17 protein-coding genes are annotated in these 14,288 nt (G+C 67.4%); 13 read left to right on the top strand and 4 right to left on the bottom strand.

All coding sequences use genetic code 11. The annotated features are described in order from the left end of the window. The coding region (locus AC1DGI_RS17125; RefSeq protein ID WP_476899691.1) for an HNH endonuclease signature motif containing protein at window positions 1–952 on the top strand (952 nt) is incomplete at its 5' end. Window positions 953–974: 22 nt separating this feature from the next. Here the strand turns inward: AC1DGI_RS17125 and AC1DGI_RS17120 are convergent. Genes AC1DGI_RS17120 through AC1DGI_RS17105 form a run of 4 tightly spaced genes read right to left on the bottom strand, consistent with a single transcriptional unit; the run spans window position 975 to window position 4,206 of the window. Continuing rightward, window positions 975–1,367 carry a flagellar assembly protein FliW gene (locus tag AC1DGI_RS17120; RefSeq protein ID WP_476899690.1) on the bottom strand — a complete coding sequence of 131 codons (393 nt, stop codon included), beginning with the start codon at window positions 1,365–1,367 and terminating at the stop codon, window positions 975–977. After that, window positions 1,364–2,287 carry a flagellar hook-associated protein FlgL gene (gene flgL / locus AC1DGI_RS17115; protein WP_476899689.1) on the bottom strand — a complete coding sequence of 308 codons (924 nt, stop codon included), beginning with the start codon at window positions 2,285–2,287 and terminating at the stop codon, window positions 1,364–1,366. Before flgL ends, AC1DGI_RS17120 begins: the two co-directional genes overlap by 4 nt. A 2-nt stretch (window positions 2,288–2,289) precedes the next feature. Further along, window positions 2,290–3,708, bottom strand: a complete 1,419-nt coding sequence (flgK, locus tag AC1DGI_RS17110) for a flagellar hook-associated protein FlgK (protein ID WP_476899688.1) — start codon at window positions 3,706–3,708, stop codon at window positions 2,290–2,292. Between the two features lie 9 nt (window positions 3,709–3,717). Then, complete coding sequence (locus AC1DGI_RS17105) at window positions 3,718–4,206, bottom strand: flagellar protein FlgN (RefSeq protein WP_476899687.1); 489 nt, start codon at window positions 4,204–4,206, stop codon at window positions 3,718–3,720. Window positions 4,207–4,498: 292 nt separating this feature from the next. Between AC1DGI_RS17105 and AC1DGI_RS17100 the strand changes: the two genes are divergently transcribed. The 12 genes from AC1DGI_RS17100 to AC1DGI_RS17045 all read left to right on the top strand — a co-directional run bounded on the left by AC1DGI_RS17100 (window position 4,499) and on the right by AC1DGI_RS17045 (window position 14,288). After that, window positions 4,499–5,698: a flagellin N-terminal helical domain-containing protein gene (locus tag AC1DGI_RS17100; protein ID WP_476899686.1), complete on the top strand. Its 1,200-nt coding sequence runs from the start codon at window positions 4,499–4,501 to the stop codon at window positions 5,696–5,698. A gap of 127 nt (window positions 5,699–5,825) precedes the next feature. Further along, entirely contained in the window at window positions 5,826–7,160 is a 1,335-nt protein-coding gene (gene fliD, locus AC1DGI_RS17095) for a flagellar filament capping protein FliD (RefSeq protein WP_476899685.1), read from the top strand. A 2-nt stretch (window positions 7,161–7,162) separates the two neighbouring features. After that, a complete protein-coding gene (gene fliS, locus AC1DGI_RS17090; RefSeq protein ID WP_476899684.1) occupies window positions 7,163–7,678 on the top strand; it encodes a flagellar export chaperone FliS in 516 nt (171 codons plus the stop codon). Beyond that, window positions 7,671–8,060: a hypothetical protein gene (locus AC1DGI_RS17085; protein WP_476899683.1), complete on the top strand. Its 390-nt coding sequence runs from the start codon at window positions 7,671–7,673 to the stop codon at window positions 8,058–8,060. Before fliS ends, AC1DGI_RS17085 begins: the two co-directional genes overlap by 8 nt. A gap of 170 nt (window positions 8,061–8,230) precedes the next feature. Next, entirely contained in the window at window positions 8,231–8,572 is a 342-nt protein-coding gene (flgB, locus tag AC1DGI_RS17080) for a flagellar basal body rod protein FlgB (RefSeq protein WP_476899682.1), read from the top strand. After that, window positions 8,572–8,964 carry a flagellar basal body rod protein FlgC gene (locus tag AC1DGI_RS17075; RefSeq protein ID WP_476899681.1) on the top strand — a complete coding sequence of 131 codons (393 nt, stop codon included), beginning with the start codon at window positions 8,572–8,574 and terminating at the stop codon, window positions 8,962–8,964. Before flgB ends, AC1DGI_RS17075 begins: the two co-directional genes overlap by 1 nt. Continuing rightward, complete coding sequence (gene fliE, locus AC1DGI_RS17070) at window positions 8,964–9,269, top strand: flagellar hook-basal body complex protein FliE (RefSeq protein WP_441402687.1); 306 nt, start codon at window positions 8,964–8,966, stop codon at window positions 9,267–9,269. The genes AC1DGI_RS17075 and fliE overlap by 1 nt, the downstream gene beginning before the upstream one ends. Further along, window positions 9,269–10,879: a flagellar basal-body MS-ring/collar protein FliF gene (fliF, locus tag AC1DGI_RS17065; protein WP_476899680.1), complete on the top strand. Its 1,611-nt coding sequence runs from the start codon at window positions 9,269–9,271 to the stop codon at window positions 10,877–10,879. Before fliE ends, fliF begins: the two co-directional genes overlap by 1 nt. Next, entirely contained in the window at window positions 10,876–11,892 is a 1,017-nt protein-coding gene (gene fliG / locus AC1DGI_RS17060; RefSeq protein WP_441402909.1) for a flagellar motor switch protein FliG, read from the top strand. The genes fliF and fliG overlap by 4 nt, the downstream gene beginning before the upstream one ends. Further along, the gene (locus tag AC1DGI_RS17055; protein WP_476899679.1) at window positions 11,882–12,532 is read left to right on the top strand and encodes a FliH/SctL family protein; all 651 of its coding nucleotides are present in this window, start codon (window positions 11,882–11,884) and stop codon (window positions 12,530–12,532) included. Before fliG ends, AC1DGI_RS17055 begins: the two co-directional genes overlap by 11 nt. Next, window positions 12,529–13,857 carry a FliI/YscN family ATPase gene (locus AC1DGI_RS17050; protein ID WP_476899678.1) on the top strand — a complete coding sequence of 443 codons (1,329 nt, stop codon included), beginning with the start codon at window positions 12,529–12,531 and terminating at the stop codon, window positions 13,855–13,857. Before AC1DGI_RS17055 ends, AC1DGI_RS17050 begins: the two co-directional genes overlap by 4 nt. Further along, a complete protein-coding gene (locus AC1DGI_RS17045; protein WP_476899677.1) occupies window positions 13,854–14,288 on the top strand; it encodes a flagellar FliJ family protein in 435 nt (144 codons plus the stop codon). Before AC1DGI_RS17050 ends, AC1DGI_RS17045 begins: the two co-directional genes overlap by 4 nt.

Below are 14,288 nucleotides of genomic sequence, written 5' to 3'. Positions count from 1 at the left end.
TGCCTGGCGCGAACGCCACCACCCGGTCAGCATCGAGGAACGCCATGCCACGAGCGCCGAGGACCGGCGGGTCGAATACGCCCCGGACCGGGACGGGATGGCCTGGCTCTCCGCCTACCTCCCGGCGGCCACGGCCGCGGGAATCTGGGCACGGACCACAACCGCCGCCCGCGCCCTGCAGGGCCCCGACGAGGCCAGAAACCTCAGCCAGCTCCGCGCGGACGTCGCCGCGGGCTGGCTCCTCACGAACGGAATGCCCGACAGCCTGACCGGCGTGGCCGGTGGTGCGGGTGGGGGCGTGGCGGGTGGTGTTCCGTGGCCGCGGGCGCAGGTCCTGGTCACCGTCCCGGCGCTGTCGCTCCTGGGAGCCACGGAGGAACCGGCCGTGCTGGACGGGTATGGTCCGATTCCGCCGTCGATGGCCCGCCGCCTGGTCGCGGACGGCGCCGCTTCGTTCTACCGGGTCCTGACCGACCCGCGGGACGGGGCGCCGCTGGAGATCGGACGGACCAGCTACCGGGTCCCGAAGGCCCTGCGGCAGTGGCTCAGGCTCCGGGACGGCAGGTGCCCGTTCCCGGGCTGCAACAACCAATCCCTGGTTAACGAGGCGGACCACCTGCTGGCGTGGTCCGACGGCGGCACCACCGGGATCAGCAACCTCGGCCAGCCGTGCCGCAAACACCACGGCCTCAAACACAGCACCGCCTGGACACCCACCGGAGCGAGCAAGGACCACCCGCCGGGCTGGACCTCACCGGCCGGCCGGCACTACGCCAGCGAACACCAGGACTGGGAACCACCCCACTGGCCGAACGGATTAATCAGCACGGACAACGGCAGCGTCGAGGGCCTGCCCCCGGACCCGGGGCGTGATCCCGAATTGGAATTACCCCCTGACCCGTTCCCGGAGTGGTATGAATTCATCTCCAGCCCGCCACTGCTAGTTGCGTAGCGTCTGGAGCGCCAAGAAGTAGCTAGAGCGCGCCGAGTTCCGCCCGCAGCGGGTATTCCTTGCCGTCGAGCACGAGTTGGGTGCAGCGGCGGTTGGCCGGGTTGAACACGATCGGCGCCATCAGATTCACCGTGGTGGAGGTGGGGGAGTGGTTGACCACCACCAGCACCTGTGCCGTCTCGTCCTTGGCAAGTTCCAGGGCTTCCAAAGCGGCGGCCGGAAGCCGGGGAGTGTAGCCCGGAACGAACACCGAGGCGTCCGCGAGAAAGAGACGCACTGCTACGGGCTGTTCAGCCTCGAGGGCGAACAGGCCCGGAGCGCTGTCGATGTTCCGCAGGGCGAAGTCGTGGACCGCTTCCAAGCCCGGCATGGGGGCGGTGAAGGTCACGGGGGTGCTGCTCAGGACGGAGTTCATCGCAGGAAGTCCATCAGCGTGGGCTGCAGGACCCGCGCCGTGGCGGCCAGGGCCACCTGGTAGTTGGTTTCCTGAAGCTTCAGGTCCATGATCACGCTGCCGAGATCTGCCTTCTCGATTCCCGTCTTCTGGGCGTCCAAGCTGGCCTCCAAATCTGTGTTGACGGTTCCCGCGCGTTCGAGTTCGGCCTGCCGTGTGCCGATCTCCGCGCGGCCGCTGATGACATTCTTGATGCCTTGATCCAACGCGGTCAAATGGGTGTTGGAGGCGTTCCCGGCATCGAGATCGCTGGTGATCTTTCCGATCAGGGCGAAGACGGATGTGCTGCCATCCCCGAAGATCTTGGCGCCGTCGGCGTCCACCCGGATGGTCCGGTTATCGCTGACGCGACGTTCCACGGTGCCTCCGCCTGTGCCGTTGAAGCTCGGCGGCGTGCCCGGATCGCCGGGGATCGCAGGGTCCGGCGGTATGGGCTGGGTGAAGGCGCCGTCCTTGTCCGAGGTTCCGGCGAAGATGTTTCGGCCCAGGTGCTGGGTGTTTGCCACCGACAGCAGGTCCGCGTTCAGGCCCTTGAGTTCGGTGGAGATGGCGTCGCGTTCCTTTTGGCCCAGGGAGTCGTTCGAGGCCTGCAGGGTCAGGTCACGGACCCGGTTAAGGATGTTGGTTGCCTGCCCCAGCGCCGAGTCGGCGACAGTCAGCCAGCCATTCCCGTCGTCGATGTTCCGGCTGTATTGTGCCGCCGCCGCCTGGCGGGTGCGGGTCTGCAGCGCCTGCGCGGTGGCCGACGGGTCATCCGAGGGGCGGCTGATCTTATCCAGCGACGACGCCTTGTCCTGAAGCCCGGCGAGCTTGGACTGCTGCAGCTGAAGATTGCGCTGCGCAGCCGCGGACATGGTGAGGTTTGTGACTCGGTTAAGCATGGCTACCTTCCTACCAAGCCGGTGTGGTTGATCAGGACGTCCAGGGCCTCATCCACGGCGGTCATCACCCGGGCTGCCGCCTGATAGGCATGCTGGTTGGTGAGCAGGCTGACGTTCTCCTCGTCCAAACTGACCGACGCGGAGGACGACCTGCTGGTTTGCGCCGAGGTCTCGACGGCGGCGGTGAGGGTTTCGTGCTGCTGGGCGTTTCTGGACTGCAGGCCAATTCCGGTCACAATCGACTGCCACGTCGCGTCCGGGGATGTAGTTTTGGTGCCGATCTGGGCCAGGGCATCGGCGTTGTGGCCGTCCTTCGCCCCGGAGCCGACGGCGGCCGCGCCGATCATGGCCGGGTCCTGGATGGAGCTGATCCCGAGCGCCGGCGGGCGGCTGGCATCGATCGAGAAGAAGTCTCCGGCCGGTGTGCCCGCGGCCGTCAACCCGCCGGAGTGGACTGCATTGACGTCCGAGGCCAGCTGGGTTGCCAGGCGGTCGTAGGAGGCGGCAGCCTCGGCTATTACGCCGCCCGATCCGCCGGCCGCGGGGGCCAGGACGGACAGGGAACCCGCCAGCTGCCCGCCGTCGAGCCCCACGGCGACGCCGGGACGATCCGCCCACTCGAGCTGGACCGGGGTGGCGGCCGAGCCGGCCATGGTCGGCGCGCCCGTCAGGGCCAGGGTCCTCACGGTGGAACCCATGACCAGGGCGTTGCCGCCGATGTGGACGTCCACGGTGCCGTCGGCCTGCTCGCGCACCGTGCCGCCGGCCAACTTTGCGATGCTTTCGGTGAGCTTGGCCCGGGCGTCGATGAGCTCATTGGCCGACCCGCCGGCGGCAAGGGTGGAGCGGATGGTGGCGTTGTAGGCCGCCACTTGGGACGCCGCCGAATTGACGGCACTCACCGCATCAGCTGCCTGGCCCCGGGCGTCAGTCCACTGCCCGTCCAACGACTGGTAGGCCGTGGCGATCCGGGTGGTCAGGGTGTTCGCGGCCTGGATCACCAGGCCGGACGGAGCGGCTTCGCCGGGCTGATTGGCAACACCTTGCCAAGCGGACCAAAACCCCTGCAGCGCGGCGGAAACACCATTGTCTCCGGGTTCGTTGAGGACGCCTTCGATGTTCTGGAGGGCGGAGGACCGCACGCTGGCATACCCCGCCTGGGCGCCCGCGGAACGGACGCCGCCGTCGAGGAAGCTGTTTCCCAGCCGGGCGATGGAATCAACTGAGACACCCTGACCGGCCTGCGGCGCGCCCGTGCCCCAGAGGCCCTGCGCCGGCGCCGCGAGCGGGGACTGCTGAACGCGCTGGCGGGTGTAACCCTCGGTGGCGGCATTGGCGATGTTCTGCCCGGCCACGTTCATGCCCTGCTGGGCCGCGGTCAGTCCACGGTAGGCCGTGTTTAGGGCACTGAATGTGCTCATGCTGGCTCCTTAGAACCTCTGGTCGAAAATTCGGGAACCGGCGGTCGCTCCGGTCTTGCCCTGCGCGTCATAGGTACCCGCGGCCGAGGAAGGTTGCAGGTCAGCGATTGATTCCTGGGTGGAGCGGACCGCGGACCGCAGGAACTGCTCGTTGGTGTCCCGGAGCTCCTTGATCAGAGACGTCTGCCGGGTCAGCGCCGCCAGGTGGGCGTTGAGCACCTCGGCCCATGCTCCCTCGGGGGCCGCGGCCACCAGCTCGCTCAGCGTCGCGTCCGTGGGCAGGCCCCAGGATTCGGCGACGACGGCGGCCTCGATGGTCCGGGCGAGGCTTGCCTGGGAGAGGTGCCCCAGGACCTGCTCGACCTCCTTGGTGCCGAGCGGAAGCCACCGCGAGTTACCGGACGTGAGCAGCAGCTGTTCCTCTTCAAGTTTGAAGGTCAGAACGTCCAAGAGTTCACGCTCCCGCCAGAGCAAGGCGGAAAGTTCGTGGATGGCCATGGGCTGGACGGCTCCCTCATAAGTCAATGGTGTGCGGGCTGACGGGCTACCCGTGGCAAGCATTCGGGTCGTGCGGACGACGCGAGCCAGTTTTCGGGTTCGCTGGAACTATCGGCAGGGGTCCGGCCTTCGTTAGCGATGCGGGGAGGCCGACGTCGTTGTCTGTTGAAAAGGGGCCGTCCGAAAACTCTTTTGTAAATTCGCTTACCTCAACCGGCCGCCGGGCGATAACTACCTTTGAAGGCCCACGGATGGGCCATCGCACATCGTCCCAAATCATGGAGGAAACATCATGGGAATGGTTGTCAACACCAACATCGCGGCAGCAAACGCCTACCGCAATCTCAGCAGCACCCAGACCAACCTGAACAAGTCGCTGGAGAAGCTCTCCAGCGGCCTGCGCATCAACCGCGCCGCGGATGACGCGGCCGGTCTGGCCATCTCCGAGGGCCTGCGCTCGCAGGTCAACGGCCTGGGCGTCGCAGCCAACAACGCCCAGGACGGCATCAACGTGGTCCAGACCGCTGAAGGCGGCCTGAACCAGACCCACGCCATCCTGCAGCGTCTCCGCGACCTGGCAGTCCAGGCCGGTAACGACTCCAACAACGCCGACTCCCGCGCGGCCATCAAGACCGAGGCTGACGGCCTGGTGTCGGAGCTCGGCCGCATCGGTGACGGCACCAACTTCAACGGCATCAACCTGCTCAACGGCACGGCCGGCGCAGCCAAGGACGGCAAGCTCAGCTTCCAGATCGGTGCCGGCGGCGACGCCAGCAGCCAGATCACCGTGGACCTGAGCACGGCCAACGTCAGCAAGATTGCAACCTCCCTGCAGTCCGCTCCGGCCGCCGGCCAGGAGTTCGACTTCGCGGCCTTCGATAAAACCTCGGGTGCGCCGACGATCGCTGCCAGCAGCTACACCTTCAGCTCCACCAAGGGCACGACCAGCACGGCCACCTCGAGCGTGACCGTTGACACGGGCGGCGTCCCGACCAGCGCGGCGGATCTTGTTGACAAGCTGAATTCCAACGCCAGCTTCGCCAGCAACTTCACCGCCACGGTCGCGAAGAACGCGGATGGCAGCACCAAGGGCATCATCGTTTCGGCGAAAGATGGTGGCACGGTTGATTCGACCTTCCCCTCCACCGATCAGTTGACGGGCAGCAAGGTTACGGGTACCGCCACCTCAAACCTCGACTTCTCCAGCGCTGATGGCGCCAAGAACGCCATCACCGTTCTGGACCAGAAGATCAAGGACGTCTCCACCGCCCGCGCGGCCCTGGGTGCTTCCCAGAACCGCCTGGAATCCGCAGTGCAGACCATCGGTGTCGCCAAGGAAAACCTCACGGCTTCCGAGTCCCGGATCCGCGACGTCGACATGGCTGACGAGATGTCGAAGTACACCCGCTCCAACATCCTGTCCCAGGCAGGAACGGCCATGCTCGCGCAGGCCAACCAGTCCACCCAGGGCGTCCTCTCGCTGCTGCGCTAAGCTGCAACGACTGACTCCTTCCGGCTTGGCCGGATAAGGACAGGCACCTAACGGCGGCCGGAGAGCAAAAACTCTCCGGCCGCCGTCACCGCATACGCACTGATCGACGACGGCAGAAGGACAATCCATGGGGCTCTCACTTCCTGGCCTGGCCAGTGGACTGGATACCACCTCCCTCATCAGCCAGCTGATGCAGGTCGAGGCAATCCCGCAGGTCCTGCTGAAGAACCAGTCGTCATCGGTCCAATCAATGATTTCCGCCCTCCAGGGCCTGAACAGCAAGGTCGCCTCCCTGGCCACCGTCGCCACGGCGGCCGGTAAACCGGACTCCCTGGAGCTGTTCTCCGCCACCAGCAGCTCGACGGCCGTGACCGCCACCGCCGCCTCCGGTGCCGCGTCCGGATCCATCGACGTCGTGGTCGGCGCCACCGCCCAGGCCCAGGTCTCGGTCAGTGACAAGGTCGCCACCTGGCCCGTCAACACCTTCACCATCACCAGCGCCGCCGGCACGCCAACGACCATCATTGCCGCCTCCACGTCCCTGGACGACGTCGCCACGGCGGTGAACAATTCCTCCGCCGGCGTCAATGTCCTCAAGATAGCCACCGGCGAAGTCGACGCCTCCGGCAACGCCCTGTTCCGGCTGCAGTTCAGCGCCGGCGCCACCGGAACGGCGGCAGGGTTCTCTGTCTCCAACGCCACCATGACGCAGATCACGCCCCCTTCCGACGCGAAGGTGACGCTCTATGCGGGAACAACGGCCGCCCAGGACATCACGTCAGCGACCAACACCTTCACCAACTTGCTGCCCGGCGTCACGGTCAACGTCACAGCCGCGTCCACCAGCCCGGTCACGATCCGTGTGGCGCGGGATACCAACGGAATCTCCGCAGTGGCGTCCAACCTCGTCTCTACCCTCAACGGGATCTTCGCCTCGATCTCCACGCAGAGCGCAGTGGTCAATAGCACCGACTCCAGCGGTAGCCCCAAGGTCAGCGGAGGTATCTTCACCGGCGAAGCCACCGTCCGGGACGTCAACCAGAACCTGGTCAACGCCGCGTCCATGCCCGTTGGCAGCAGCGGCCGGTCGCCCTCGGAGTTCGGCATCAGCATCCAAAAGGACGGTTCCTTCCAATTCGACGCGACGAAGTTCACCGCCGCGATGGCCGCAGATCCGGTGAAGACAAAGGCCGACTTCCAGGAACTGGCCACCAGGGTTGCCGCTGCCGCTAACCTCGCGTCCGACAAATACAACGGAACCCTGACGACGGACATCACCGGGCAGCAGGCGCGGTCCAAGGACCTCTCGGACCAGATCTCAACGTGGGACCAGCGGCTTTCCGACCGCCAGGCAGCCTTGAAGCAGACCTACGCCAATCTTGAAGTCACCCTCAGCACCATGCAGTCGCAGTCGGCATGGCTGACCTCGCAATTGACCGGCCTTTCCGCAGGGAGCAAGTAAGAATGACCACCCCCTTCATGGGAAACCCCTCCTACGGAAACGGCGGCTACGGCAACTCCGCACAGCGGAACCAGTACCTGAACGAATCCGTACTCTCGGCCCCGCCCGCACGGCTGCTGACCATGCTCTACGACCGGCTCCTTCTCGACCTGGGCCGGGCCGAAGCCGCGCAGCAGACCGCCGACTGGTCCCTCGCCTCCGAGAACCTCATCCACGCACAGGCGATCATCACCGAGCTCTCCTCGTCGCTCAACACCGACGCCTGGGACGGCGCCGACGGCCTGCTGGGCCTCTACAACTACGCCTCCACGGCGCTGATCAACGCCAACATCCAGCGCAACCCCGCACTGACCCGCGAGGCGATCGACCTCCTGGAACCGCTCCGCCAGGCATGGCACGAGGCGGCGGCAGCGATCCCCGCCGCGCAGCCCGCCCCCGCCGCGCCGTCGTCCTTTGCCGCCGCGGGTTCCTGGGCTGCCTCCTCCGGAGCGGGAAGCGGGAGCCTGGGCTTTGGCTGAACAAGAGTCCTGGGGGGAGGACCAGCTCGACGAGCACACCGATGATCCCGCAGCCGCCGCATGGCTTCTGGTGCTGGATGTCCTGGAAATGGCCGTGACTGCCGCGGAGAGAACCCTTAACGATCCGCTCGGGCCGCTCTCGGCGCCGCTGCACCAGCCGGAGGCAGCGCTGCCCGTGCAACGCTGGAGCCCGCCGGTGCTCAGCGGACCCCTGCCTCCCGAGGCCCGCCGCCGGGCCATGGCCCTCTCCGCCGCGCAGGACCGGGTTGCCAAACGCCTGGAGGCGGCCAAACAGGACGTCTCCCGCCAGTTGCACGCCCTCAGCACCGTCCCGAGCCTGAGCTCCCCGTCACGGGCCGTGTACCTCGACGTTCAGGGCTGATTTCCGGGGACAGTCCCGGTTGCCGGCATTCGGCAAAACCCTCCCGAAAAAGTTGTTTCAAATTTCCCTAACGCGGCCCTGAGCTGTGCCGATAACCACAGTAAGAGCACGGATCGCTCGTTTCCCGGCCACGGATCGGCCAAGCCCCACCCTTTCCCAGGCAGGACTCTGTGCTCGAATCCGTGACTTCCGCCGCCCTGGCCAGCGCCCTCAGCGGGCTGTCCCAGCGCCAGCGCGCGATCGCGAATAACATCGCGAACGTCAACACGCCGAATTACCACGCCCAGCGCGTCAGCTTCGAGGACGCCCTGGCCCAGTCGGTGCAGTCCGGCGACGGCCGTGTGCAGGCCACGACGGCGTCCTCCCTGGAACCCACCCAGCTCAACGGCAACAACGTGAACCTGGACACCGAGACGCTTTCCAACATCGACACCGTACTTCGCTTCCAGTTCGCCTCCCGCGCGATTGGTTACGAATTCAGCGGCGTCCGTTCGGCAATGAGGACCAGCTGATGACCTTTGACGCAATCGGCATCGCCGGCTCCGCCCTGACGGTCCACCGCAAGTGGCTCGACGCCGTCTCGGACAACCTTGCGAACATGAACAACGTTTCCGCCACCTCCGGCAACGCTTTCCAGGCCAAGTACGTCGAAGCCGCCGCGGGCGCGGGCGAGAGCGGCGTCTACGTCAAGAGCACCCCGCTCGGCAGCGGCGCCGGCCGGATCGTCTACCAGCCGGACCACCCGCTCGCGGACGCCAATGGCAACGTGAAGTACCCGGACATCGACATGGCCGAACAAATGGGCGCCCTGATCATCGCCCAGCGCGGCTACCAGGCCAACGCGCAGGTTGTCGACCGCGCCCGTGAGACCTACATGGCTGCCCTTGAGATTGGAAGATCCTGATGCCTGTTTCCCCGATCGCCCCGGTCCAGGGCGTTATGCCCACGGACTACGTCGGCGGTGCCTCGGCCGTCTCTGGCACTGATGGTTCCGGCTTCGCGGCGTCCCTCACCGGAGCCGTCGACAACCTCCAGCAGCTGCAGTCGACGTCGAACCAGCTTGCCGTCTCCGCCGTCACCGGCAACCTCAACGACATCCAGGACGCCACCATCGCCGCCACCCGGGCGCAAGTGACCTTGGAACTCGTCGCCTCCATGCGCAACAAGGGTGTTGACGCCTTCAACGAAATCATGAGGATGCAGGCCTGATGCCTCCGCAGATTACCGGCTTCTTCCAGCGTCTGGGCGGCGGCCTCAAGTCCTTCACCACGGGGCAGAAAACCTTGGCGGTCATCGGCGCTGCCCTCCTGGTGGTCGGCATCGTGGCGCTCTCCGCCTGGCTCTCCAAGCCCTCCATGACGCCACTCTTCTCCGGCCTCAAGAGTGCCGACGCGAGCGCTGTGGTGGACCAGCTCAAAAAGGACAACGTCCCTTATGAGCTCAGCGACGGCGGGGCGACCGTCCTGGTGCCACAGGAAAAGGTCTACGACGAGCGGCTCAAGGCCGCCTCCGCCGGCCTGCCGACCGCGGCGGCCACCGGCTACTCCCTGCTGGACAAGATGGGGGTCACGTCCTCCGAGTTCCAGCAGTCAGTCACCTACAAGCGTGCGCTTGAAGGTGAACTGGCCAGCACGATCAATGCAATGGACGGGGTGAAGAACGCCGCCGTCCGGCTCGCCATCCCGGAAAAGACCGTCTTTGTGTCGAAGACGCCCGACACCACCGCGTCCGTTTTCATCGAAACCACCGCGGGTACCACCCTCTCCAGTGACAAGGTCCAGGCCATCGTCCACCTGACCTCGGCTGCGATCGAGAACCTCAAGCCGGATAACGTCTCGGTGGTCGACTCCCAGGGCAACGTGCTCTCCACGGTCGGGGGCGGCGCCACGGGCTCCACCTCCAAGCAGGCCAGTGACTACCAGAACCGGACGTCTGACGCCGTGAAGGCAGTCCTGGACCGCGTCGTGGGTCCGGGCAACTCCACGGTGGCGGTTGCCGCCGACGTCACCGGGGAATCCGCACAGCAGAAGAGTGAAACGTTCTCCAACACCCCTGGCGCCCTGCCGCTGAGCGAATCGTCCAAAACCGAGAAGTACACGGGAACCGGGGGAGGCGCCGCGGGCGTCCTCGGCCCGGATAACATCGCTGTGCCCGGTGGTACCAGCGGGAACGGCAATTACGACTCCACCACCGGGACCAAGAACAACGCCGTCAACAAGGTCACCGAGGACCGCGTCATCCCGGCGGGTGCGGTCAAACGCCAGACCATCTCCGTCGCCGTCAGCCAAGCCGCCGCTAGCGGCCTTAATCTCGCGTCGCTCAAAAACCTCGTCACCTCCGCAGCCGGCGTCGACGCTACCCGAGGCGACGTCGTGACGGTTGAGGTGGTGCCGTTCAGCACCTCAGCTTCCGACGCCGCCGCAAAAGCACTCGGCGAGGCGCAGGCCAACGCCGATGCCGAAAGGCAGTCGGCCTTCTTGGGCACCCTGATCACCGCCGGCAGCATCCTGCTGGGGCTGCTGATCCTGGCCCTGATCGTGATTATCATCCTGCGACGCCGGCAGAAGCGCGAACCCGTGGACCTGGGCGAGCGCCTCGACCTGCTGCCGCCGCCGCCCGCCGTGACAGCCATTGACCCGGCCCCCGCGACGTCGGCCATCCCACTCATGGCCCTGCCGCTACAGCCGTTGCCGTCCCCGCCGCTGGAAGTCCTCGAGGCCGAGCGCCGGATGCAGGAGATCGACCATATGGTCGCCGCCAACCCGGAAAAGGCAGCCGATTACCTTCGCGGCCTGATGGATGACAGGCAGCCGGTATGAAACTCGCCGATTCGACGCTTACCGGCACCCAGCGCGCCGCCGTCGTCCTGATGCAGATGAGCCCGCCTAACGCTGCGCTGGTGATGGCACAGTTCACGGACGCCGAGGCGGAGGATATCGCCGCCGAGATTGTCCGGCTCCGCAAAGTGGACCCCGAGGTTGCCGAGCAGATCATGAAGGACTTCCACGAGGCCGGCCTGAGCAGCCCGCGGCAGGCCCGCGGCGGCCGGGAACTCGCCGAGGGCCTGCTTGAGGCCTCGTTTGGCTCGGAGAAGGCCGCCGGCCTGATCAACCGGCTGACGGTGAACATGGCCGGCAAGTCGTTCGAATTCCTCGAAGACATCGAACCTGTGCAGATCCTCGCGCTGATCGACGGCGAACTTCCGCAGACCATCGCACTGGTGCTGGCCCACCTGAGCCCGCGCAAGGCCTCGGCCGTGATGTCCGGGCTGCCTGGCTCGCTCCGGGCCGACGTCGCACTGAGCATCGCCACCATGGGCTCCGGTGCGCCGGAAGCCATCGGCATCGTGGCGGACACGCTGAAACTGCGCGGCGGGGCGGCCGTGTCGCAGCAGGCCTCCAAGGTGGTGGGCGGCATCCAGCCGTTGCTCGAAATCATCAACCGAACCGACGCCGGCACCGAACGTTCCGTGCTGGACGGCCTGGATCTGCTCGATCCGGACCTCGCCGTGGAAATCCGCGCCCAGATGGTGACCTTCGACGACATCGTCAAGCTGGAACGCCGCGACGTGCAGCTGGTGCTCCGCGGCCTCGACGCGTCCGTGCTCGCCGTGGCCATGAAGGGCGCCTCGGAGCCGGTCCTGGAAACAATCACCACTAACGTCTCCGGACGCAACCTCGAAATCCTAGAATCCGAGATGGCAGCGCTCGGGCCGCTGCGCGCCTCGCAGATCGAGGAGGCCAGGGCCGCCGTCGTCCGCTCCATCCGCGAACTCGAGGCCGAAGGCGCGATCACGATCCAGCGCGGGGACGAAGAAGACTATGTCTACTGACAGCGCCCCGGTGCGCATCACCTTCCCCTCGCTGCGCTCCAGCGGGCCGGCCAGCGAACAGGCCGGCTACACCGAGGGCCACGCCGCCGGCTACGCCGCGGGGGTCCGCGCCGCCGCCAAGGAACAACGGCGCTGGCGCGACCGGATGGCGGCCGAGCAGGCCTCAGCCCTGGCCGCCGGACAGCAGGACCTGGACCGCGCCGTCCGCGCCCTCGCGGTGGCCCGCACGGACTTCGCGCACCGCAACGTCCAGGCCCTCCAGGACGCCGAAGAGGTCCTGGCCCGCACCGCGCTGGAGCTCGCCGAGGCCATCCTCGGCTACGAACTCGCCGAGGGGACCCGGACTGCCCGCGCCGCCCTGGACCGCGCCCTGTCCGGCAACGACGCCGCCACTGTCCTGGCCATCCGGCTGCACCCGGCCGACATCGAGGTGCTCGCCAAGGAAGGCCAAGACCAGCCCGCCGGACTGCCGCTGCTCGCCGACCCTTCCCTGCAGCGCGGGGACGCCAAAGTGGAATACCAGCAGGGCTGGCTCGATGCCAGCCTCGGCAGTGCCCTGGCCCGGGCCAAAGCGGCCCTGCTGGGGGATCAGCAGTGGGCTTCCACCGGCGCGGGCGGCCTCTCTGGTGGGCAGCCATGATCGACCAGTGGCGCCCCAAGAGTGAGGACTTCCTCGCAGCCCTTGCGGCCGCGGCGCCGCAGCGGGTCGGCACCGTCACTTCCGTGATGGGCCTGGGCCTGGAAGTGTCCGGCCTGGACTGCGCCCTCGGTGACCTCGTCACTGTCGGCGAAAATCCCGGGCTCGACGCCGAGGTGGTGGCGGCCCTGGACGGCGCGGTGCGCTGCATGCCGCTGGGACGCCTTGCGGGCGTCGCCGCCGGCGACCCGGTCCGTGCCAAGGGCGGCACCGTGCTGGTCCCGACCGGCGCCGGACTCTTCGGCCGCGTCCTCGATGGTCTCGGCCGCCCGATCGACGGCAAGGGCCCGCTGCTCAGCGGCCCCCGCGTGCCGATCGACAACGAGGCACCCAACGCCATGAAGCGCGCCCGGATCGACACGGCCCTGCAGACCGGCGTCCGGGTGCTGGACACCATGACCACCCTGGGCAAGGGCCAGCGGATGGGCCTCTTTGCCGGCTCCGGCGTCGGCAAGTCCTCACTGCTGTCCATGATCGCCCGCGGCACCGACGCCGAGGTATCCGTCATTGCCCTCGTGGGGGAGCGCGGCCGTGAAGTCAGGGAATTCCTCGAAGACGACCTCGGCCCGGCCGGGCTGGCCCGCTCCGTCGTCGTCGTCGCCACCTCCGACGAGCCGGCGTTGATGCGCATGCGTGCCGCGTTTACCGCCACCCGCATCGCCGAGTCCTTCCGGGACCAGGGCCAGGACGTCGTGCTCATGATGGACTCGCTGACCCGCGTGGCCATGGCCCAGCGCGAGATCGGCCTCTCCGCCGGCGAACCGCCCGCCACCCGCGGCTACCCGCCGTCGACCTTTTCGGTCCTCGCACGGCTGCTGGAGCGCGCCGGCACCGCCGAAACCGGTTCCGTGACCGGCATCTACACCGTGCTGGTGGACGGCGACGACCACAACGAACCGATTGCCGACGCCGCCCGGTCTATCCTCGACGGGCACGTTGTGCTGGACCGGAAACTCGCCGTGACCGGGCACTTCCCCTCAGTGGACGTGCTCGGTTCGATCTCGCGGGTAGCCTCCAAGGTCAATGCCCGGCCCCACCTCGAGGCGGCCTCCGCGTTGCGCCGGGTCCTCGCGGCCCGCAAGGCAGCGCAGGACCTGATCGACGTCGGCGCCTATCAGACCGGGACCAACCCGCTGGTGGACGCCGCCCTGGCGCACGAGGAATCCGTCAGCGGGTTCCTGCAGCAGCCAATGGACGAATCCACCCCCCACCCCGAGTCCTGGCGCCAACTGGGCCAGCTCACCTCAATCCTGGGAGCCGCAGCATGAGCCGGCAATTTTCGCTTGCAGGGCTGTTGCGGCTCCGCCAGATCCAGCAGGACCAGGCTGCCACCGGGCTGGCCCGCGCCCGCTCCCGGTCCAGCTCGGTCCGCGCCCGCGAAGCCTCCGCCCGCCGCCAGCTGGGCGCCAACGACGAGGACATCGTCAGCTCGGCGTCGTTGCGCGCCGTCGCCGCGTCCCGGTCGGCGTCGCACAGCATGCTGGCGGACCTGCAGAGCCTCTCCCGCGTCGCGGAGCTCGATGAAGCTGCCGCACGCGAGGAGTTCATCGCCGCCCGCACCCGCTCCGTCGGCCTGGAAAAGCTGCAGGCCCGTCACGACGCCGAGGTCAACACCGCCGAGCTGCGCGCCGAACAGTCCGCGCTGGACGAGATCGCCTCGACCATCTGGCACCGGGACGAACAGCAGGTGCATTCGTGA

The organism is Arthrobacter sp. 05N428_2, assembly GCF_056397065.1.
The sequence above is the reverse complement of the archived record's forward strand: the minus strand, read 5'-3'. Positions and strand labels throughout refer to the sequence as shown.